Below are 20583 nucleotides of genomic sequence, written 5' to 3' on the forward strand. Positions count from 1 at the left end.
GGCCCTGCTCGGCGCCAGCCGGATCGAGGCGGTGCCGGTTTTCGGTGCGCAGGTTGGAGACCGGCACGTCACCGCGCTGGGGGCCGCGCCGGTGGTGACGCTGCGCCAGATCGTCGAGGCGCTGACACCGGTTCCACAGGCATCCTCGGAAACGGTCGTCGCGCCGCCGGCCGATGCGCAGCCGGTTGAAGTGGCGCCATGATGCTCCGACGCTTTGGGCGGGTGGCTGTGCTGCCCGTCGTCTGGGTCGTGTGGTCCTGGAGCGGCGTGGTCGCGGCCGCCGGCCTGCCGGACTTCAGCGAACTGGTGGTCAGAAACGGCCCTGCCGTCGTCAACATCAGTACCGAGCAGCGTGCCGAAGCCGAGCAGGCGGCGTTGCCGAAGCTGCCGTTCGAATTGCCCGACGGGTCGGACGCCGCACCGCTGAACGAATTCTTTCGCCATTTCTTCGGCGATCAGCCCGAGCCGCCACTGCCGGACGCCTCGCTCGGTTCCGGCTTCATCATTTCTGCCGACGGCTATGTGCTGACCAACCACCACGTGGTGGACGGTGCCGACGCCATCATCGTGCGCCTGAGCGACCGCAGCGAACTGTCCGCGAAGCTGGTGGGCTCGGATGCGCGCAGCGACATCGCACTGCTCAAGGTGGAAGCGAAGAACGGCCGTCTGCCGACGGTGACGATCGGCGACCCGCGGCGTCTCAAGGTCGGCGAGTGGGTGTTGGCGATCGGTTCGCCGTTCGGTTTTGATCACTCGGTCACCGCCGGCATCGTCAGCGCCAAGGGCCGTGCCCTGCCGCAGGATACCTACGTGCCGTTCATCCAGACCGACGTGGCCATCAATCCGGGCAATTCCGGTGGCCCGCTGTTCAACATGGATGGCCAGGTAGTCGGTATCAACTCGCAGATTTACAGCCGTACCGGCGGTTTCATGGGGCTGTCGTTCGCGGTGCCGATCGACGTGGCCATGGAAGTGGTGGAACAACTGAAGGCGCACGGCAGCGTGACGCGTGGCTGGCTGGGGGTGATGATCCAGGACGTGACGCGTGATCTGGCCGAGTCGTTCGGCATGTCGCAGCCACGCGGCGCCCTGGTGGCGCGTGTGCTGCCCGATGGGCCGGCCGCCAAGGCGGGCCTGCAGGCTGGCGATGTGATCGTGGGCTTCAACGGCGAGGACATTGTCTACTCGAGCGACTTGCCGCCGCGGGTCGGCCGGACGGCGGTCGGTCGCACGGTGACGGTGGACGTGCTGCGCGGGGGCAAGCCACGCGCGCTGCGCCTGACCGTGGCGGCGCTGCCGGACCAGCCGCAGGCGGCGGCCAACACCCCGGCGCAGGCGCCGCCCCGCGCAGACCGGTTGGGTTTGTTGGTGGCGGACCTCAGTGCCGAGCAACGCGACAAGGCCGAGGTGACCGGCGGCGTTTCGGTGCAGCGGGTCGAGCCTGGGCCGGCGCTGGAAGCGGGTTTGCAGCGTGGCGACATCATCCTGTCGGTGAACAGCGTCGAGGTGAAGGACGCCGCGCAGTTCGAGCGGCTGGTCGGCCGGCTGCCGGCCGGCAAGGCCGCCCGCCTGCTGGTGCAGCGCGGTGAGGCCCCGTTGTGGCTGGCGCTGCGGGTGCCGGACTAGGCGCCACCGATCGCGAGCCTGCTATAGTGCGCGGCGCTTTCGAGGGGCGCCGTGCGCCCTCAATTCTCGTCACCCGTGTCGTCGGTCATGCCCTTCCGGGGCGGGCCGGGCGCGCGTCCACATCCTTTGTCCCGATCACGAGTCGCTGCCTGCGCTGCCGATGACCGCCGCCGACCATATCCGCAATTTCTCGATCATTGCCCACATTGACCACGGCAAATCGACGCTGGCTGATCGTTTCATCCAGCGCTGCCAGGGCCTGACCGAGCGCGAGATGCTGGCCCAGGTGCTCGACTCGATGGACCTCGAGCGCGAGCGCGGCATCACCATCAAGGCGCAGAGCGTGAGCCTGCGTTACACCGCCTCTGACGGGCAGGAATACCTGCTGAACTTCATCGATACGCCCGGACACGTCGATTTCTCCTACGAGGTGTCGCGTTCGCTGGCCGCGTGCGAGGGTGCCCTGCTGGTGGTCGATGCCGCCCAGGGCGTGGAGGCGCAGACCGTCGCCAATTGCTACACCGCCATCGAGCAGGGGCTCGAGGTGGTGCCGGTACTGAACAAGATCGACCTGCCGACCGCCGAGCCCGACCGGGTCAAGCGCGAGATCGAGGAAATCGTCGGCATCGACGCCGAGGACGCGGTCTGCGTCAGCGCCAAGACCGGTCTGGGTGTGGACGAGCTGCTGGAGGCGCTGATCACGCGCGTTCCGCCGCCGCAGGGTGATGACGCCGCGCCGCTGCAGGCACTGGTGATCGATTCCTGGTTCGACAATTACCTTGGCGTCGTCGGCCTGATGCGGGTGGTCAACGGCGTGTTGCGTGTCGGCCAGCGCATCCGCGTCATGTCCAGCGGACGGGCGTTCTCGGTCGACAAGCTCGGCGTGTACACGCCCAAGCGGCGCGACGTGGATGCGCTGGGGCCGGGCGAGGTCGGCTTCGTGATCGCCGCCATCAAGGACATCGACGCGCTGCCGGTGGGTGACACCGTCACCGAGGAATCCCGCCAGGCGACCGTGCCGCTGCCCGGATTCCAGCGCGTCAAGCCGCGGGTGTTCGCAGGTCTGTATCCGGTCGACTCGGCCGATTACGAGGATCTGCGCGACGCCCTGCGCAAGTTGCGCCTGAACGACGCGGCACTCAGTTTCGAGCCGGAAACCTCCCAGGCGCTGGGCTTCGGCTTTCGCTGCGGGTTCCTGGGCATGCTGCACATGGAGATCGTGCAGGAGCGCCTGGAGCGCGAGTACAGGCTGGAGCTGATCACCACCGCGCCGACGGTGCTGTACGAGGTGGTCAACCGCGCCGGCGAGGTGCTGATGGTGGACAACCCGGCCAACTTGCCGGACCCGTCGGCGCTGGAGGAAATCCGTGAGCCGATCCTGGCGGTCAGCATCCTGGTGCCGCCCGCCTACGTGGGCGCGGTGCTTGGCCTGTGCGAGGAAAAGCGCGGCCGCCAGCAGCGCATGAATCATCTGGGCGGGCAGATATCGCTGCAGTACGACATTCCGGCGGCCGAGGTGGTGACCGATTTCTTCGACCGCCTGAAGTCGGTCAGTCGCGGCTTCGCCTCGTTCGAGTACGACTTCGTGCGCTTCGAGCCGGCCGATCTGGTCAAGCTCGACGTGCTGGTCAACAAGGACAAGGTCGACTCGCTGTCGGTCATCGTGCACCGCCAGACGGCCCCCGCGCGCGGGCGCGAGTTGGTGGCCAAGATGGTGGAGCTGATTCCAAAGCAGATGTTCGAGGTGCCGATTCAGGCCGCCATCGGCTCGAAAATCGTCGCCCGCGAGACCGTGCGCGCCATGCGCAAGAACGTCACCGCCAAGTGCTACGGCGGCGACGTGTCGCGCAAGCGCAAGCTGCTGGAGAAGCAGAAAGAGGGCAAGAAGCGCATGAAGCAGATCGGCAACGTGCAGATTCCGCAGGAGGCCTTCATGGCGGTGTTGCACACCGGCAAGGATAAGTGACGGTGGATTTCGCGCTGCTGCTGTTCGTGCTGCTGGTGGTCAGCGGGCTGATCTGGCTGGTGGACGAAATCTGGCTGGCGCGTCATCGCACGGCCAGCGGCGGCGTCGATGCGCCCATGCCGTGGTGGGTGGAGTACGGGCGCTCGTTCTTTCCCGTCATCCTGGCCGTGTTCCTGCTGCGTTCGTTTCTGGTGGAACCGTTTCGCATTCCCTCGGGGTCCATGATTCCCACCCTGCACGTGGGTGATTTCATTCTGGTCAACAAGTTCACCTACGGCATTCGCCTGCCGGTGATCGACAAGAAGGTCATCGACATCGGTGTCCCGCAGCGCGGCGACGTGGTGGTTTTCCGTTACCCGCCGGAGCCGAGCACCGACTACATCAAGCGTGTCGTCGGCGTGCCGGGCGATCGCATCGGTTACTACGATCGCGTCCTGTACGTGAACGGCGAGCCGGTGACCGAACGGGTCAAGGCGCAGGCGCTGCGTGAGGACGGGCAGGAGGTGCTGCGGGTGCCCGAGCAACTCGGCGAGCACCGTTACCAGGTGCAGTGGGTGCCGCAGCGGTCGAGCCGGCAGGGGGAGGTGGTGGTGCCGCCGGGCACCTACTTCGTGCTGGGCGACAATCGCGACAACAGCAAGGACAGCCGTTACTGGGGGTTCGTGCCGGACGAGAACCTGGTCGGCAAGGCGTTTTTCATCTGGATGAGTTGGGACAGTCAGCGTTTTGCCGTCGACTGGCGCCGCATCGGCAGCGCCATCCCCTGAGGTCGGCCCGTTGGCGATCTGGTTGATAATGCCCGCGTGGCCGTTGGGGCGGCCTGCTACAGGGAGAACGTGACATGCAGAATCTGCGCGCTGCTCGCCAGGGTGGCTGGTCCTTTTTTTCGCTGATTGCCCTGGTGGCCCTTGGCGTTTTGTTTTTCATCATCGGCATGGCGATGTATCCGGGCTATTACGAGGCCTTCGCCGTGCGCAAGGCGGTCAATTCGCTCGAGGAAGAAATCACCATCGGCCAGATGGGCAAGCCGGCCATCTGGGGGCTGCTGGAAAAGCGGTTCGACATGAGTGGCCTGTACACGCCGACGCCTCAGCGCGACGACCTGACGGTGCAGTACGACAAGCGGACCGGCAAGAAAGTCATCGCCGTCGAATACGACTACAGCGCGCCGCTGTTCTACAACATCAGCGTGGTGATGCACTTCAAGCACGAGATTCAGGTCGAGGGCAGTTGACCACCGACCCATTGGATTTGCTGCAACTGCGGCTTGGCCATCGTTTTGGCGACCCAGCCCTGTTGCGGCGTGCACTGACGCACCGCAGCGCGCGCCGTCAGCACAACGAGCGCCTGGAATTTCTCGGTGACGCACTGCTCGGTTTTCTAGTGGCCGAGGTGCTCACACAGCGTTTTGGTCAGGCCACCGAGGGTGAGCTGACGCGGTCGCGTGCCCGGCTGGTGAGTGGTGAGGCGCTGGCGTCGCTGGCAACGGAACTGCGCCTGGGCGAGTTTCTCGAACTGGGCGCCGGCGAGCGCAAGAGCGGCGGCCAGCGCCGGGCCTCCATCCTGGCGGACGCGTTCGAGGCGCTGATCTGCGCCGTGTATCTGGACGCCGGGCTCGACACCTGCCGCGCGCTGGTATTGCGGCTGTTCGCCGAGCCGCTGGAGCGCCTGCAGCCGGGTGAGGCGCTCAAGGACCCCAAGACCCGCCTGCAGGAGTGGCTGCAGAGCCGGGCGCTGGAGCGTCCGAAATATCAATTGCGCAGTGAGCGCGAACATGGCGGCGTGTGGCAGTTCGAGGTGGAATGCCAGGTGGCGGCCCTGCCCGAGTCGGTCAGCGGTTGTGGCGGCACGCGCCGGGCCGCCGAACAGGCCGCCGCCGCCGTCGCCCTGGAGCGTTTGCAAGGTCATGCCTGATTCAATGTCCGACAACATGCCGGTGCAGCGCGCCGGGTACGTGGCCATCGTTGGCCGGCCCAATGTGGGCAAGTCGACGCTGCTGAACCGATTGGTCGGCCAGAAGCTGGCCATCACCTCGTCCAAGCCCCAGACCACCCGGCATCGCCTGCTCGGTATCCGCACCGAGGATGGCGTGCAGGCGGTGTTCGTCGACACGCCCGGCATCCATCCCGGCCGCGGGCGGGCCCTGAACCGCTACCTGAACCGCACCGCCACCGGCGCGCTCGAGGGGGTGGATCTGGTGCTCATGGTGGTGCAGGGCACGCACTGGACGGCCGAGGACGCGCGTGTGCTGGAATTGGTCAAGGCCAGCGGGCGACCGGCGGTGGCGGTGATCAACAAGATCGACCTGGTGCCGGACAAGGCCCAGCTGCTGGCGCAGATGGAGCGCCTGGGCGCGGCCGGCTGTTTTGCCGAAATCGTGCCGGTGTCGGCACGCAAGGGCAGCAATGTCGATAGCCTGGCGCAGGTGGTCGGCCGCCGGCTGCCGCCCGGTGAGGCGCTGTTTCCGGAAGACCAGGTCACCGACCGCAGCCTGAGCTTCATGGCTGCCGAACTGGTGCGCGAGAAGCTGATGCGGCACCTGCGCGACGAACTGCCGTACGTGTGCACCGTGGCGGTCGAGAGCTTTGTCGAGCAGCCGGAGCAGACCGAGATCAGCGCCATCATTTGGGTCGAGCGGCCCAGCCACAAGGGCATCGTCATCGGCAAGGGCGGTGCGATGCTCAAGCAGGTCGGCACCGAGGCCCGCGCCGATCTGGAAAAGCTGCTGGAAACGCACGTGTTCCTGCAACTGGTCGTGCGCGAGAAGAGCGGCTGGACCGACGACGACGTGGCGCTGCGCACGCTCGGCTACCAGGCCGAGTAGCCGGAGCGGGTAATGGCAGTCGCCTCCCCGGCCGCCCCTGCCCAGGTGCTGCTGCAGCCGGCGTACCTGCTGCACCGGCGGCCCTACCGTGACACCAGCCTGCTGCTGGAGTGCTTCACGCGCGACTACGGCCGGATCGGCCTGGTGGCGCGCGGCGGGCGCGGGCGGTTGGCCGGTGTGCTGCAGCCGTTCACGCCGTTGCTGCTGTCCTGGAGCGGCGGTGGTGACCTGAAGACCCTGACCCTGGCCGAGCCAGACGGGTACGCCGACCCGCTGCGCGGCGTCGCCCTGGCGGCCGGGTTCTACCTGAACGAACTGCTGTTGCGCGGCTGCGCCCGGCTGGACAGCCATCCGCCGGTGTATGCGGCCTATGCCCGGGCGCTGGCCGCGTTGCACGGCCCGGTCGTCGAGCCGGTGCTGCGCCGCTTCGAGCGCGATCTGCTGGCCGGGCTAGGCTATGGCCTGCTGCTGGAGCATGCTGCCGATGGCGCCGCCATCGCGTCGGACGGCCGTTACCACTACCGGCCGGAACACGGCGCCGTGCCGGCGGCGGACGGTGACCTGAGCGGCGCGGCGCTGCTCGCCCTGCAGCACGACACCCTGGACGACCCGGCCCACTGGCCGGCACTCAAGCGGCTGCTGCGCTCACAGTTGCGTTGGCATTTCGGTGACCGGCCGCTGAAAAGCCGTGCCCTCTACCACGCCATTGCCGGGCCTGCGTCCGGCGAACCGAAGCACCCATGACAGACCCTTCCACTGCCCGGCCACCGCTGCTGGGCGTCAACATCGACCACGTCGCCACCCTGCGCCAGGCGCGTCATACGGCCTATCCGGCACCGCTGGATGCCGCCGTGGAGGCGCTGGCCGGGGGTGCCGATTTCATCACCGTGCACCTGCGCGAGGATCGCCGGCACATCCAGGATGCGGACGTGGCGGCACTGCGCGAGCGGCTGGCCTGCCGGCTGAACCTGGAGATGGCGGTCACCGACGAGATGGTGGCCGTGGCCGAGCGCCTGCGTCCGTCAGATTGCTGCCTGGTACCGGAGCGGCGCGAGGAGCTGACCACCGAGGGCGGGCTCGACGTGGCCGGCCAGGAGGCACGGGTGGCCGCGGCCGTCGAGCGCCTATCCGCTGCCGGGATAAAGGTGTCGCTGTTCATCGATCCGCAGCCGCAGCAGTTGGCAGCGGCCCGGCGCTGTGGCGCGCCGCTGGTGGAGTTGCACACCGGCCGCTACGCCGAGATGGCAGACGCCACCGGGCAGGCAGCGGAGCTGTCGCGCATCCGGGCCGCCGTGACCGAGGGGCGTGCGTTGGGGCTTACCGTCAACGCCGGGCACGGCCTCAACCTGGACAACGTGGCCGCCATTGCCGCCCTGCCGGGGCTGGCCGAACTCAACATCGGCCACGCGCTGGTGGCGCGCGCCGTGTTCGTCGGCCTGCGCACCGCGGTGGCGGAGATGGTGCAGGCCATTGCCCGGGCGCGGCCGTGATCGCCGGCATCGGCGTCGACATCGTCGCCGTAGCGCGCATTGCGCGCCTGATCGAGCAGCACGGCGAGCATTTCGCGCGCCGCCTGCTGGCCGTATCCGAATTCGACGACTACCGCGCTGCGCCGGCGCCGGCGGCCTTCATGGCCAAGCGCTTCGCCGCCAAGGAGGCCTTCGGCAAGGCCCTGGGCACCGGCATCGCGCGGGGCGTGACGCTGCCGCAGATTGCCGTGCGACACGATGACGCCGGCCGGCCGCTGCTGGAGCTGTCCGGCGCGGCGGCCGAGCACTGCGCGCGGCGCAACATCGTTGCCTGGCATCTGAGCCTGGCCGATGAGCGCGACCATGCGGTGGCGATGGTGGTACTGGAGACGACCTGAGGCGCACCGGCAGCCCCGGACGCATCGTTACTCAGGAAACGGTCTTTTCCAGCAGCCGCTCGCGCTGGCTGGCCTCCGGGCCCTGCGGCGGGCGGGTGATCAGGTCCACGGCCTCGGCGGCGGCGTCGGCCGCCGGCAGCAGGATCAGGTCGATATCGCGGGCGCGCAAGGCGGGCAGGTCGTCCGACTGGTGGATGGCCACGGCGATGCGCTCGCGGTAGCCGTGATTGCGCAGGGCGTCGACCAGCGCCAGGCGTGGGTCGTCGTGCGTCAGGCTGCCACCGTGCACCGGAATGGCGCATACCACCCACCGGGCGCCGGCCAGCGGCAGGGCCTTGCCGAAGTCCGGGTCGGCGGCATCGCCGTAATGGGCGGCCAGGCCGCGGCTTCGCCAGCGGGCGACCATCTCGGGGTCGAAGTCCACCCCCAGCACGCTCAGGCCGCGTGTGCGCAGGCCCTCGGCGATGGCCGTGCCGTAGCGGCCGAGGCCGAACAGGATGACATCCGCCGGCGCCGGTGCTTCGCTGGGCGCCTGTCGGCGCGGGCTGTCGTTGGCGATGCGTGCCAGCAGCGGTTCGACGCGGCTGTACAGACTGCCCGAGTAGGTCACCAGGTATGTGCTGACGCCGATGCTGACCAGGCCGACCACCGTGATCAGGGCCTGCGCGGTGGCGTCCAGCACGCCGGCCTGCAGTGCCAGTGCGGCCAGGATCAGCGAAAACTCGCTGATCTGCGCCAGTGTCACGCCGGCCATGAAGGCGGTGCGCCGGCCATAGCCGGCCGCCAGCAGGATGGGCAGCACGATCAGCGGCTTTCCGACCAGCACGAACACGGACAGTGCCAGCGCCGGCAGCCACTGGCCGTGCAGGGCGCCGACGTCCAGGCTGGCGCCCAGGCTGACGAAGAAAAACAGCAGCAAGAAGTCCCGCACGCTGGCCAGGCGCGAGGCCAGCGCCTCGCGAAACGGCGTGGCTGCCAGCGCCACTCCGGCCAGCAAGCCGCCCAGTTCCTTGCCCAGGCCGAAGGTATCGGCCAGGCCGGCCAGCAGCGCCGCCCAGGCCAGGGCGAAGGTAACCAGCAGTTCCGGCGAGCGGGCCAGGCGCGCCAGCAGTCCCTGCGCCAGAAAGCGCATGAACAGCAGCACCAGTACCAGCAGTCCGGTACCGCCCAGTGCCGCGTAGGTGAGGCTGCCCTCGGCGCCGCGCATGCCGGCCAGCAGGCCCATCAGCACCACCACCAGCAGATCCTGGGCGATCAGCAGGCCGAGCGCCACGCGGCCGTGCAGCGAGTCGACCTCGCCCTTGTCCCACAGCAGCTTGATGACGATGATGGTGCTGGAAAACGTCAGTGCCAGGCCGATGGCCGCCGCCGTCTGCGGCGGCTGGCCGAGCGCCAGCGCCAGGCCAGTGCCCACGAGCGTGGTGAGCAGGACCTGGGCGCCGCCGGTGGCCAGGGCCACCGGTCCCAGCGTGCGCAGCAGGCCGGGGTCGAGCTTGAGTCCGACCAGAAACAGCAGCACCGCCACACCGAGTTCGCCGAGCACCTGCACGTGCGCGGCATTGGACACCACGCCCAGGGCATCGGGGCCGGCGATGATGCCGGCAACGATGAACGCGACGATCAGCGGCTGACGCAGCCATTGGCCGGCGAAGCCCAGCGCCGCGCCCAGCACCAGCAGCGCGGTGATCTCGTGAAAGGCGGTGTGGCTGGCGGTCATGTCGGCGTGCGCAACGTTGGGTACTGGAGCGAAGCAATTCGCCTGCCAGAAGGCGGATGCGACGCCACGACAAAGCGCAGTCTGGCGTGTGGGTGCTACGCCTTGGTGACCGGGACCGCGGCGGGCATCAGAACGGCTTGACCACGGAAAGACAGACCGCCGCAATCAGGATCAGCGTCGGCACCTCGTTGAAGAAGCGGAAAAAGCGGGCGCTGCGGCGGTTGCGGCCATCGCGCAGTGCGACCCGGTACCGCCCGCACAGCCAGTGGTAGACCACCAGCGCCACGACCAGCGTGAGTTTGGCGTGCAGCCAGCCGGCGCGACCGTACAGTTCCCAGGCATAGCCCGCCAGCAGGCCCAGGCCGGCCAGCACGGTGACCCAGGCGGCCGGTGTCATGATGGCGTGGTACAGCCGCCGCTCCATGAGTTCGAAGCGCCGGCGGCCGGCTTCGTCGGCGCAGTCAACGTGATAGACGAACAGCCGCGGCAGGTAGAACAGCCCGGCGAACCAGGCCACCATGGCGATGATGTGCAGGGCCTTCAGCCACAACATGGGAGTACTCCGTCAGGCATCGGCCAGCAGTGGCAGCAAGCGCGCGCGCAGCGCATCGGCCGACAGCACGCCGGAATGGTTGTCGATGATGTGGCCTTCGGCGTCGACCAGCAGGAACTGGGGTGTCTGTGGCGCGATGCCGAGCCGGCGCACGACCCGGGCGTTGACGTCCAGGGCCACGGGAAACGGCATTTCGAGAGCGTCCCGGGCAGCAGCGACGCGGTTGGGCGGGTCATAGGGCATGGCCAGCGCGAGTACCTGCAACCCGCGCGGTTGCAGTTCGCGGTACAGCGCCGACAAAGACGGCATTTCGGCAATGCACGGCGCGCAGGTGCTGGCCCAGAAGACGATCAGCAGTGGCTGGCCACGCAGGGTCTGTCCATTCAGGGCCGGCCCGTCAATGACGGTGAAGGTCAGGTCGGTCGGCAGGCGGTTGGTTGCCTGCGCGGGCGCGCTCAACCACAGGGTCGCGGCGAGAATGAAAAGACTCAGTTGGCGCATGGGTACTGCTTGGTAAGGGCGTAGGGAAGCACATTCTGCCAGTGGGCGCCCCGGCCTCAAACCTTGAAGGTCGGCTCGCGGCCACCAGCAACCGGGCGCAGCGTAAAATATGGGGTTTACCCAATCAGTGGACGAATCCGTGGCGGCGCCGCGCATCTATCTTTACGACAGCACGCTGCGTGACGGACAGCAGACGCAGGGCATCGATTTCTCGGTCGGTGACAAGCTGGCCATCGCCCGCGAACTGGACCATCTGGGCATCGATTACATCGAAGCCGGCTGGCCGGGCGCCAATCCTACCGACGATGCCGTGTTCGCGGCGGCGCCAACGTTGCAGCGGGCGCGGCTGGTGGCCTTTGGCATGACGCGGCGGCCGGGTCGGCCTGCCGCCGACGACCCGGGGTTGGCGCGGTTGCTGGCGAGCCAGGCGCCGGCGATCTGTCTGGTTGGAAAGACGTGGGATTTTCATGTCACCGTGGCGCTGCGCACCACGCTGGACGAGAACCTGGCGATGATCGAGGACAGCCTGGCGTACTGCCAGGCGGCCGGGCGCGAGGTGCTGTTCGACGCCGAGCATTTCTTCGACGGTTACAAGGCCAACCCGGACTATGCGCTGGCCTGCCTGGAGGCGGCCCGGCGTGGCGGTGCGCGCTGGCTGGTGCTGTGTGACACCAACGGTGGCACGTTGCCGCACGAGGTGGAGCAGATCGTCGGCGCGGTCGCGCAACACATTCCCGGCGACCAGCTGGGCATCCATTGTCACAACGACACCGACAACGCCGTCGCCAACAGTCTGGCGGCCGTGCGCGCCGGCGCCCGTCAGGTGCAGGGCACCCTGAACGGCCTGGGCGAGCGCTGCGGCAATGCCAACCTCATTTCGCTGGCGCCGACGCTGATGCTCAAGCTCGGCTACGCCACCGGGCTCGATGCCGACGACCTGGCGCACCTGACGCATGCCTCGCATTTCGTCGACGAGCGCCTGAACCGCACGCCGAACCGACACGCGCCGTATGTCGGCGAGAACGCGTTCGCACACAAGGGCGGGCTGCACGTGTCGGCGGTGGAAAAGGACCCGCGCAGCTACGAGCACGTGGCGCCGGAGCAGGTCGGCAACCACCGCAAGATTCTGGTTTCCGATCAGGCCGGTCGGGCCAATGTGCTGGCGCTGCTGGACGAGGTGGGGCTCGCGCTGGCGGCCGACGACCCGCGTGTCGGCCAGCTGGTGGAGCTGGTCAAGGCGCGCGAACTGGAGGGCTACACCTACGACGGCGCCGAGGCGAGTTTCGAGCTGCTGGCGCGCGGCCTGCTGGAGGGGTTGCCCGAGTATTTCGTGCTCGACACGTACCGCGTGATCGACGAGCGTCGGCTGACCGAGGGCCAGCTGGTCACCCTGTCCGAAGCCACCATGAAGGTACGCGTCGGCGGGCGTCTGCACATGACCGTGGCCGAGGGCAACGGTCCGGTGCACGCACTGGACCTGGCCCTGCGCCAGGCGCTGCTGGCGGCTTACCCGGCCCTGACCGAGCTTCAGCTGACGGACTACAAGGTGCGCATTCTGGAATCCGCCGCCGGTACCGGGGCAGTGACGCGGGTGATGCTGGAATGCAGCGACGCCAGTCGCCGGCGCTGGACCACGGTCGGCGCCTCGAGCAATGTCATCGAGGCGTCGTGGCAGGCGCTGTCGGATGCCATCGTCTACAAGCTCTGGCACGACGCGCACGCCCGAGGCCGCGCGTAGGCGCTATACCTTCAGCAGGTGCTGCCGGTAGTGGCGCAGCTCGCGGATCGAGTCGTGGATGTCCTCGAGCGCCAGGTGTGAAGAGCGCTTCTTGAACGAGGCCAGCACGTCAGGCGCCCAGCGCTGGGCCAGTTCCTTCAGGCTGCTGACATCCAGGTTGCGGTAGTGGAAATAGGCTTCCAGGTCCGGCATCAGGCGGGCCAGGAAACGGCGGTCCTGGCAGATGCTGTTGCCGCACATCGGCGAGGTGTTGCGCTCCACGTGGTGGCGCAGGAAGTCCAGCGTCTGGCGCTCCGCCTCGGCGGTGTCGACAGTGGAGTTGCGCACCCGTTCGACCAGACCGCTCTTGTTGTGCTGGCGTGTGTTCCACTCGTCCATGCCGGCCAGCATCTCTTCCGGCTGGCGGATGGCCAGTACCGGCCCCTCGGCCACCACGTTCAGTTCGGAATCGGTGATCACCGTGGCGATCTCGATGATGGCGTCCCAGGCGGTGTTGAGCCCGGTCATCTCGAGGTCGATCCAGATTAGCGGGCCGGCTTTGGGGGAAGGCATCGGATATCCGGAGGCAAAGGGGGAAGGCGCCGATTAAACGTCACCGGCGGGCAAGGGTACAAATTGGGGGCGCGGACTATAGCACGCGGGTCCTGTGTCCCCGGTTCGGGGCCGGGATGCCTCAGCCCTCGTAGTCGCGCCGGCCGAGCAGGGCCTGGCGCAGCGTGCCACCGTCGACGAACTCGAGTTCGCCCCCCATGGGCACGCCATGGGCGATACGCGTGCTGCGGATGCCGCGCGCGCGCGCCAGGTCGGCGATGTAGTGGGCGGTGGCCTCGCCCTCGACGGTGGGGCTGGTGGCCAGGATCAGTTCGCGCACGTCGCCTTCGTCCAGACGCGCTTCGAACCGGTCCAGTTCCAGCTCCTCGGGACCGATGCCGTCGAGCGGCGACAGGCGGCCATGCAGGACGTAATACAGACCCTGAAAGCCGCTGGCCTGGTCGATGGCCTGCACATCGGCGGGGCTTTCCACCACGCACAGCAGCGCGCGATCGCGCTGCGGTGAGGCACAAACGGCGCAGGTTTCCTGCTCGGTGAGGTTGCGGCACTGCCGGCAACGTCCGATCCGTTCCATGGCCTCGAGCAGCAGTTCGCCGAGTCGGCGACCGCCGTCACGATCGCGCACCAGCAGGTGAAAGGCCATGCGCCGGGCCGATTTGGGGCCCACACCCGGCAGCCGCTGCAGGGCGTGCGTCAGGCTGTCCAGCAGGCCGGTCGCCACGCGCGACTCAGAACGGCAGGTTCATGCCCGGCAGCTTGAAGCCGCCCAGCGCGCTGCCCATGTGGTCCTGGCTGGCCTGCTCGACCTTGCGCAGGGCGTCGTTGACGGCGGCGGCGACCAGATCCTCCAGCATGTCACGGTCGTCACCGACCAGGCTGGGGTCGATGGTGACGCGGCGCACCTGGTGGGCGCAGTTCATGGTGACCGTCACCAGGCCACCGCCGGCGGCGCCGTTGACTTCGATGTTGGCCAGTGCTTCCTGCGCCTTCTGCATGGCTTCCTGCATGCGCTGAGCCTGCTGCATGAGCTGATTCATGTTGCCTTTCATGCGTGTTCACCGTGGTTGGGGCATGGGCCCAAGTGTATCGGGACCGCCGGCCGGCGGGGCCGGGCGATCAGGGTGACGGTGCGGCGGAGCCGTCGATGACGCGGGCGTCGAGTGCGTCCATCAGTCCTTGCACCAGCGGTTCGGCTTCCAGCGCAGCGCGTGCCTGTGACTGTTGCGCGGCCGCGGCACGGGCCTGCTGGCGCGCTGGTGTTTCGGCCTCACCGTTCTGGCGGCCGAAGCTGACCTGCGCCGGCGTGCCGAGCACGCTCGACAGCGCTTCGGTCACCGCCTGGCGCGTGGTGGGGGTGAGCAGTCCCTGGCTGCGGCTGTCGACCGCCAACTCGAACGATGTGCCGCGGCGCTGCACCAGCACGCAGTGCTGAACCAGTTGCTGGGCGGCGCCGCGCAGCGGCAGACGGGCGACCAGGGCGCTCCAGTCATCGGTGCCGGCGGGTGTCGTCGGTGGGGGCGGTGCGGGGGGTGCCGACGACACCGGCGGTTGGGCGCGGGTCGTCGGTGTGGCCGCTCCCGGGGTGGCGCCGGCCGGGTTCGAGCGGCGTGGCGCAGGCTCGCTGCCGCCATCGTCGGGTCGGAACACCAGCAGGCGCAGCAGCAGCATTTCGAGGCCGCTGGCCGGGTCCGGCGCCAGCGGCAGGTCGCGTCGGCCGAGCAGCGTCATCTGGTAATAGAGCTGCACGTCCTCCGGTGCCAGGCGCGCGGCCAGTGCCTGCACGGCGGCGGGGTCGGCATCGGCGGCCAGGGTGGCGCCCGGTACCGTCTGGCACAACGCCACCTGGTGCAGCAGGCGCAACAGGTCGTCGACGACGGCGGCCGGATCGGCGGCCTGGGCGTTGATTTCACCGAGTGCCTGCAGCAGTGCCGCGCCGTCACCGTCGGCCAGTGCGCCCAGCAGGCGCACCGCGTGGCTGCGATCGAGCGTGCCCAGCATGGCGCGCACGCTGTCGGCGGCCAGCGGGCCGTCGTCGAGCATCAGCGCCTGGTCGAGCAGGCTCAGGGCGTCGCGCATGCTGCCGGCAGCCGCGCGTGCCAGCAGTTCCAGGGCCGCTGCCTCGGCGCCCAGGCCCTCGGCATCGAGCACCCGCTGCAGCTGGCCGCCGATCTGTTCGGCGGTCAGGGCACGGAGGTTGAATTGCAGGCAGCGCGACAGGATCGTCGGCGGAATCTTCTGCGGGTCGGTGGTGGCCAGCAGGAACTTGATGTGCGGCGGAGGTTCTTCGAGCGTCTTGAGCAGCGCGTTGAAGCTGCTCTTCGAGAACATGTGCACCTCATCGATGAGGTACACCTTGAAGCGGCCCTGGGTCGGCGCGTACTGGACGTTTTCCAGCAGCTCACGGGTGTCGTCGACGCCGGTGCGCGAGGCAGCGTCCACCTCGAGCAGGTCCATGAAGCGCCCGGCGTCGATGCTCTGGCAGGCGGCACACTGGCCGCACGGCTCGACGCTGACGCCCTGCTCGCAATTCAGCGCCTTGGCGAACAGGCGTGCGACCGTGGTCTTGCCAACGCCGCGGGTGCCGGTGAACAGGTAGGCGTGATGCAGGCGATCGCTGCCCAGCGCGTTGGTCAGCGCCCGGCGCACGTGTTCCTGGCCGACCATGTCGGCGAAGCGGCGCGGACGCCACTTGCGGGCGAGGGCCTGGTAGCTCATGGGGTGGCGGAACCTGCCAGCCGGACCCCGGCACCTGAATCGCCCGCTACCGTTGCTCCCTTCCGGGCCTGGCGGGGTTCACGGGCTATCACCGCGGGGGAACTGACAGGCCCGCCATTGAATCGGCAGAACTGGCGGAGAGGGAGGGATTCGAACCCTCGATACGCTTTTGACGTATACACACTTTCCAGGCGTGCTCCTTCAACCACTCGGACACCTCTCCGGGAGATCGGCCCCGACCGTGAGGAGCTGCGAGTACGGCCGGGGATGGCACGGCCGAGCCGTGCGTGATCAGCTGACGCGCGAGTAGTACTCGACGACGAAGTTCTCGGCCACTTCGAGCGGCACGTCGGTGCGCTCGGGCTGGTGGCGGAAGGTGCCGGTCATCTCGCTCGCGTTCAGGTCCAGGTATTCCGGCAGGCTCAGCGACGGCGACTGCAGGGTCTCCACGATCACCGGGTGCTTGCGGCTGCCCTCGCTGATGCCGATGACGTCACCCGGACGCAGCTGGTAGCTGGGGATGTCCACGCGACGGCCGTTGACCGTGACGTGGCCGTGCTTGACCACCTGACGGGCCGCCGGGATGGTCGGCGCGAAGCCCAGCCGGAACACAACGTTGTCCAGGCGCGACTCCAGCAGCGTCAGCAGGTTCTTGCCGGTGTCGCCCTTGCGGCTGGCGGCAGCCTTGAAGTAGTTGCGCAGCTGGCGCTCGCCGATGCCGTAGTTGTAGATGAGCTTTTGCTTCTCATCCAGACGCAGGCGGTAGTCGCTGGCGCGACCGCGCCGCGCGCCATGCTGGCCGGGCGGGTTGCTGCGAACGCCGTCGGTCTTGCGGGTGAGACCGGGCAGCTGCTGTTGAAAGCGCCGCACGACCCTGAGACGGGGACCGGTGTACCGTGCCATTGATGCTGTGTCCTGACCTGAAAAAAACGCCGGGCGGTGCCCGGCGTACGAAACTCAAGACGGGTATCTTAAACGCGGCGGCGGGAGGCTTTCAAGCCACCGTCGCGCGCCGCGGTCCGGGGCCGTGTCGGCTGCAGGGCGGCGGTGATGGCTTCCAGTTCCTGGGCCGTGGCGTCGCGGTGCTGTCCGCGGCCGAGGCCGCGTGGCAGCTGCAGCGGACCGAAGCGGATGCGCAGCAGGCGGCTGACGGTGATGTCCTCGGCCGCCCACAGGCGCCGCACCAGGCGGTTGCGGCCTTCGTCGACGGTGACGTGGAACCAGCGGTTGCGCCCTTCTCCTCCGGCCGGGGTGATGGACAGGAACCGCGCCGGGCCATCCTCCAGCTCGACGCCGTGGCGCAGACGCTCGAGCATCGCGCCGTCCACCGGGCCGATCACCCGTACCGCGTATTCGCGTTCCAGGTGGCTGGCCGGATGCATCAGGCGGTGAGCGAGGGTGCCGTCGGTGGTCAGCAGCAGCAGGCCGGAACTGTTGATGTCGAGCCGGCCGACACTGATCCAGCGCCCGCCGGCCAGTGCCGGCAGGCGGTCGAACACGGTCGGCCGCCCCTGCGGGTCGTGGCGCGTGCACACCTCGCCTTCGGGCTTGTGGTACAGCAACAGGCGCGTCTTGGGAGGCGCCCCCAGCAGCACGGGGCGGCCATCGACGGTGATGCGGTCGGCGGGGGTGACGCTTTGGCCGAGCGTGGCTGGTCGGTCGTTGACCTGTACCCGGCCGGCGCGGATCCAGTCCTCGATGTGCCGCCGCGAGCCCAGTCCGGCGCGGGCCAGGACCTTGTGCAGCCGCTCGGCGGCCTGGCGTTCAGCTGGCATGGGTGTCGGCCGCCTCGGCCAGCATGGACAGTTGCGGCTCGTGGGCCGGGTCGGCCAGGTCGGCCAGGGATGGCAGCTCGCCGAGACTGCGCAGGCCGAAATGATCCAGGAACGCCCGTGTGGTGCCGAACACGGCCGGGCGTCCCGGTACCTCGCGGTGTCCCACGGCGCGTACCCAGCCGCGGTCGATCAGGGTCTTGAGCAGGTTGCTGCCCAGCGACACGCCGCGGATGTCCTCGATGTCCGCGCGCGTCACCGGCTGGCGGTAGGCGATGATGGCCAGTGTTTCCAGGGCGGCGCGCGAGTAGCGCGGTGCGCGCTCGGCCAGCAGCGGCGCCACCGCGGCGGTGTAGGTGGCGCGCACCTGGTAGCGGTAGCCGCCGGCGGTGTGCGTCAGTTCGAGTGCGCGTTCGGCGCACTCCAGGGTCAGCTGGTCGATGGCCTGCTGGATGTCGGCGCGGCTGGGCGTGCGTCCGCCGGGCGTCAGGCGCTGCAGCTGGTCGATGCCGAGCGGCTCGCTGGCCACCAGCAGCGCCGCTTCGATCAGGCGGGTCAGGTCCATCAGGCGGCCTTCAGGTAGATGGGGCCGTACGCTTCGTTCTGGCTGAGGTCGATCAGCCGCTCGCGTACCAGCTCGAGGATGGCCAGAAAACTCACCACCACGCCGGCGCGGCCCTCATCGGCGTGCAGCAGGTCCAGCAATGGCGTGAAGCGGTCGGCGGTCAGCTGGCCGAGGATGCGGCTCATGCGTTCGCGCACCGACAGCGGTTCACGGCGCACGTGGTGGTGTGCGGTGAGCGCGCTGCGGGCCAGCACTTCGGTCATGGCGGCCAGAAGCTCGCCCAGACTCACCTGCGGTTGCGGCGGCGGCAGGTCGAGATCGGGCAGTGCCACGGCCAGCGGCAGCACGTCGCGGCCGAACTGCGGCCAGTCGGCCAGCGCCTGGCCGGCGTTGCGAAAGCGGGCGTAGTCCTGGAGGCGCCGGACCAGGGCGGCACGCGGGTCGTCCTCGGTGTCGTCTTCTGTCGGGCGGGGCAGCAACATGCGCGATTTGATTTCTGTCAGTACCGCGGCCATGACCAGATAGTCGGCGGCCAGCTCCAGGCGCAGGTCGCGCATCAGTTCGACGTAGGCCATGTACTGCACCGCCACGTCGGCGACCGGAATGTCCAGTATGTCCAGGTTCTGGCGCCGGATCAGCCACAGCAGCAGGTCGAGCGGTCCTTCGAAGGCCTCCAGGAACACCTCGAGCGCGTCCGGGGGGATGTACAGGTCCTCCGGCAGGCGCGTCAGGCGTTCGCCATGCACCCGCGCCAGCGGCAGTTCCTGCTGGGTTGGCTCCACGGCGGCGGTCATCGACGTGCTCAGCGGTAACCCAGCCCCATGACCTGGCGCACCTCGTCCAGGGTCTCGCGCGCGACCTCGCGCGCCTGCTCGCAGCCGGCGGCGACGATTTCACGCAACAGGCCGGGGTCGTCCTCGAACGGCTTGGCGCGCTCGCGAAACTGCGCCAGTTCGGCCTGTACCGCTTCGATCAGCGGCTTCTTGCAATCCAGGCAGCCAATGCCGGCGCTGCGGCAGCCTTCCTGCACCCAGTCCCGGCGGGCCTCGTCCGAGTAGACCTGGTGCAGGCCCCACACCGGGCACTTTTCCGGGTCGCCCGGGTCGCTGCGACGGACCCGCGCCGGGTCGGTGGGCATGGTGCGCATCTTCTGCGCCACCGTGTCCGGGTCCTCGCGCAGGGCGATGGCGTTGCCGTAGGACTTGGACATCTTGCGCCCGTCCAGGCCCGGCATCTTGGAGGTTTCGGTCAGCAGGGGCTGCGGTTCCGGCAGCACGATGATGCCCGAGCCCTCCAGGTAGCCGAGCAGGCGCTCGCGGTCGCCGATGCTGATGCCGGTCTGGCCGCGCACCAGCGCCTGGGCCACGGCCAGAGCCTCGTCGTCGCCACGCTCCTGGTAGGCGCGGCGGTTGTGCTCGTACAGCTGCGCCTGCTTCTTGCCCAGCCGGCGCAGCGCGCCCTGCACGCGTGCCTCGAAGTCCGGCTCGCGGCCGTACAGGTGGTTGAAGCGTCGCGCGACCTCGCGCGTGAGCTCCAGGTGCGCCACCTGGTCCTCGCCCACCGGCACCATCGTCGCCTTGTAGATGAGGATGTCGGCGCTTTGCAGCAGCGGATAGCCGAGGAAGCCGTAGGTGGCCAGGTCGCGCTCGCGCAGCTGCTCCTGCTGTTCCTTGTAGGTGGGCACCCGCTCGAGCCAGCCCAGGGGCGTCATCATGGACAGCAGCAGGTGCAGCTCGGCGTGCTCGGGCACGCGCGACTGCACGAACAGCACCGCGCTGCCGGGGTCGACGCCGGCAGCCAGCCAGTCGACGATCATGTCGTAGGTATGCTCGGCAACCTGCTGCGGGGTCTCGTAGTCGGTGGTCAGGGCATGCCAGTCGGCAGCGAAAAAGAAGCAACGGTGTTCGTGCTGCAGGCGCGTCCAGTTCTTCAGCACGCCATGGTAGTGACCCAGATGCAGGCGTCCGGTCGGACGCATGCCCGACAGGACGCGGTCGTGGGGCGAGGACAAGGTATTCAAGCGGACCCTCCCAGGCCGACCATCAACAGCAGCAGTTGGTTGAACAGTTGTATCACCGGCTGCAGGATGCGCCACAGGACGCCGCTGAGCAGCAGCGCCAGCACGATTATCAGGCCGTACGGCTCAATGGCGCCCAATGCCGCCGCCTGGCGCGCCGGCAGCAGGCC

General features: G+C 68.7%; 23 protein-coding genes, 1 tRNA gene and 1 other RNA gene. 11 read left to right on the forward strand and 14 right to left on the reverse strand.

Annotated elements, in window-relative coordinates; genetic code table 11:
• The 10 genes from ABYX71_RS04195 to acpS all read left to right on the forward strand — a co-directional run.
• Positions 1-202, forward strand: a 202-nt coding sequence (locus ABYX71_RS04195) for a hypothetical protein (RefSeq protein ID WP_372695221.1), incomplete at its 5' end; no start/stop codon positions are given.
• Positions 199-1626 carry a DegQ family serine endoprotease gene (locus ABYX71_RS04200; RefSeq protein ID WP_372695222.1) on the forward strand — a complete coding sequence of 476 codons (1428 nt, stop codon included), beginning with the start codon at positions 199-201 and terminating at the stop codon, positions 1624-1626. The genes ABYX71_RS04195 and ABYX71_RS04200, both read left to right, overlap by 4 nt.
• A gap of 160 nt (positions 1627-1786) precedes the next feature.
• Entirely contained in the window at positions 1787-3592 is a 1806-nt protein-coding gene (gene lepA, locus ABYX71_RS04205; RefSeq protein ID WP_372695224.1) for a translation elongation factor 4, read from the forward strand.
• Complete coding sequence (gene lepB / locus ABYX71_RS04210; protein ID WP_372695226.1) at positions 3589-4359, forward strand: signal peptidase I; 771 nt, start codon at positions 3589-3591, stop codon at positions 4357-4359. Before lepA ends, lepB begins: the two co-directional genes overlap by 4 nt.
• A 74-nt stretch (positions 4360-4433) precedes the next feature.
• A complete protein-coding gene (locus tag ABYX71_RS04215; RefSeq protein ID WP_372695228.1) occupies positions 4434-4826 on the forward strand; it encodes a DUF4845 domain-containing protein in 393 nt (130 codons plus the stop codon).
• Positions 4823-5506 (forward strand): ribonuclease III, encoded by a 684-nt coding sequence (gene rnc, locus ABYX71_RS04220; RefSeq protein WP_372695230.1) that lies wholly within the window; start codon positions 4823-4825, stop codon positions 5504-5506. The genes ABYX71_RS04215 and rnc overlap by 4 nt, the downstream gene beginning before the upstream one ends.
• Positions 5499-6416, forward strand: a complete 918-nt coding sequence (gene era / locus ABYX71_RS04225) for a GTPase Era (protein WP_372695232.1) — start codon at positions 5499-5501, stop codon at positions 6414-6416. The genes rnc and era overlap by 8 nt, the downstream gene beginning before the upstream one ends.
• A 12-nt stretch (positions 6417-6428) precedes the next feature.
• Positions 6429-7160 (forward strand): DNA repair protein RecO, encoded by a 732-nt coding sequence (recO, locus tag ABYX71_RS04230; protein ID WP_372695234.1) that lies wholly within the window; start codon positions 6429-6431, stop codon positions 7158-7160.
• Positions 7157-7906 (forward strand): pyridoxine 5'-phosphate synthase, encoded by a 750-nt coding sequence (gene pdxJ / locus ABYX71_RS04235; protein WP_372695236.1) that lies wholly within the window; start codon positions 7157-7159, stop codon positions 7904-7906. The genes recO and pdxJ overlap by 4 nt, the downstream gene beginning before the upstream one ends.
• Positions 7903-8283, forward strand: a complete 381-nt coding sequence (gene acpS, locus ABYX71_RS04240; RefSeq protein WP_372695238.1) for a holo-ACP synthase — start codon at positions 7903-7905, stop codon at positions 8281-8283. The genes pdxJ and acpS overlap by 4 nt, the downstream gene beginning before the upstream one ends.
• Before the next feature lie 31 nt (positions 8284-8314).
• Here the strand turns inward: acpS and ABYX71_RS04245 are convergent, their stop codons facing one another.
• From ABYX71_RS04245 to ABYX71_RS04255, 3 genes are all read right to left on the reverse strand, one after another.
• Entirely contained in the window at positions 8315-10000 is a 1686-nt protein-coding gene (locus tag ABYX71_RS04245) for a cation:proton antiporter (protein WP_372695240.1), read from the reverse strand.
• A 127-nt stretch (positions 10001-10127) separates the two neighbouring features.
• On the reverse strand, positions 10128-10553 hold the full coding sequence (gene hemJ / locus ABYX71_RS04250) for a protoporphyrinogen oxidase HemJ (RefSeq protein ID WP_372695242.1): 426 nt from the start codon (positions 10551-10553) through the stop codon (positions 10128-10130).
• A 12-nt stretch (positions 10554-10565) separates the two neighbouring features.
• A complete protein-coding gene (locus ABYX71_RS04255; protein WP_372695244.1) occupies positions 10566-11054 on the reverse strand; it encodes a TlpA disulfide reductase family protein in 489 nt (162 codons plus the stop codon).
• Between the two features lie 109 nt (positions 11055-11163).
• On the opposite strand from ABYX71_RS04255, the gene cimA reads away from it, so the two are divergent.
• Positions 11164-12792, forward strand: a complete 1629-nt coding sequence (gene cimA, locus ABYX71_RS04260; RefSeq protein WP_372695246.1) for a citramalate synthase — start codon at positions 11164-11166, stop codon at positions 12790-12792.
• A gap of 3 nt (positions 12793-12795) precedes the next feature.
• Here cimA and orn read toward each other — a convergent pair whose 3' ends face one another.
• The 11 genes from orn to ABYX71_RS04315 form a co-directional block, all read right to left on the reverse strand.
• Positions 12796-13344: an oligoribonuclease gene (gene orn / locus ABYX71_RS04265; RefSeq protein WP_372695248.1), complete on the reverse strand. Its 549-nt coding sequence runs from the start codon at positions 13342-13344 to the stop codon at positions 12796-12798.
• A 121-nt stretch (positions 13345-13465) separates the two neighbouring features.
• Complete coding sequence (gene recR, locus ABYX71_RS04270) at positions 13466-14065, reverse strand: recombination mediator RecR (RefSeq protein WP_372695250.1); 600 nt, start codon at positions 14063-14065, stop codon at positions 13466-13468.
• A gap of 7 nt (positions 14066-14072) precedes the next feature.
• Entirely contained in the window at positions 14073-14393 is a 321-nt protein-coding gene (locus ABYX71_RS04275; protein WP_372695252.1) for a YbaB/EbfC family nucleoid-associated protein, read from the reverse strand.
• A gap of 67 nt (positions 14394-14460) precedes the next feature.
• Complete coding sequence (gene dnaX / locus ABYX71_RS04280; RefSeq protein WP_372695254.1) at positions 14461-16059, reverse strand: DNA polymerase III subunit gamma/tau; 1599 nt, start codon at positions 16057-16059, stop codon at positions 14461-14463.
• Between the two features lie 11 nt (positions 16060-16070).
• Positions 16071-16167: signal recognition particle sRNA small type (ffs, locus tag ABYX71_RS04285), an RNA gene on the reverse strand.
• Between the two features lie 24 nt (positions 16168-16191).
• A tRNA-Ser gene (locus ABYX71_RS04290) sits at positions 16192-16282 on the reverse strand.
• A 68-nt stretch (positions 16283-16350) separates the two neighbouring features.
• The gene (gene rpsD / locus ABYX71_RS04295; RefSeq protein WP_372695256.1) at positions 16351-16962 is read right to left on the reverse strand and encodes a 30S ribosomal protein S4; all 612 of its coding nucleotides are present in this window, start codon (positions 16960-16962) and stop codon (positions 16351-16353) included.
• A gap of 68 nt (positions 16963-17030) precedes the next feature.
• A complete protein-coding gene (gene rluB, locus ABYX71_RS04300; RefSeq protein ID WP_372695258.1) occupies positions 17031-17834 on the reverse strand; it encodes a 23S rRNA pseudouridine(2605) synthase RluB in 804 nt (267 codons plus the stop codon).
• Positions 17824-18396, reverse strand: a complete 573-nt coding sequence (scpB, locus tag ABYX71_RS04305) for an SMC-Scp complex subunit ScpB (protein ID WP_372695260.1) — start codon at positions 18394-18396, stop codon at positions 17824-17826. Before scpB ends, rluB begins: the two co-directional genes overlap by 11 nt.
• Positions 18396-19190, reverse strand: coding sequence for a ScpA family protein (locus tag ABYX71_RS04310; RefSeq protein ID WP_372695262.1), 795 nt, complete (start codon positions 19188-19190; stop codon positions 18396-18398). Before ABYX71_RS04310 ends, scpB begins: the two co-directional genes overlap by 1 nt.
• 8 nt (positions 19191-19198) lie before the next feature.
• A complete protein-coding gene (locus tag ABYX71_RS04315; RefSeq protein ID WP_372695264.1) occupies positions 19199-20416 on the reverse strand; it encodes a tryptophan--tRNA ligase in 1218 nt (405 codons plus the stop codon).
• Positions 20417-20583: the final 167 nt, after the last annotated feature.

Source organism: Immundisolibacter sp., from assembly GCF_041625615.1.
In the GTDB taxonomy this organism is placed as follows: Bacteria; Pseudomonadota; Gammaproteobacteria; order Immundisolibacterales; family Immundisolibacteraceae; genus Immundisolibacter.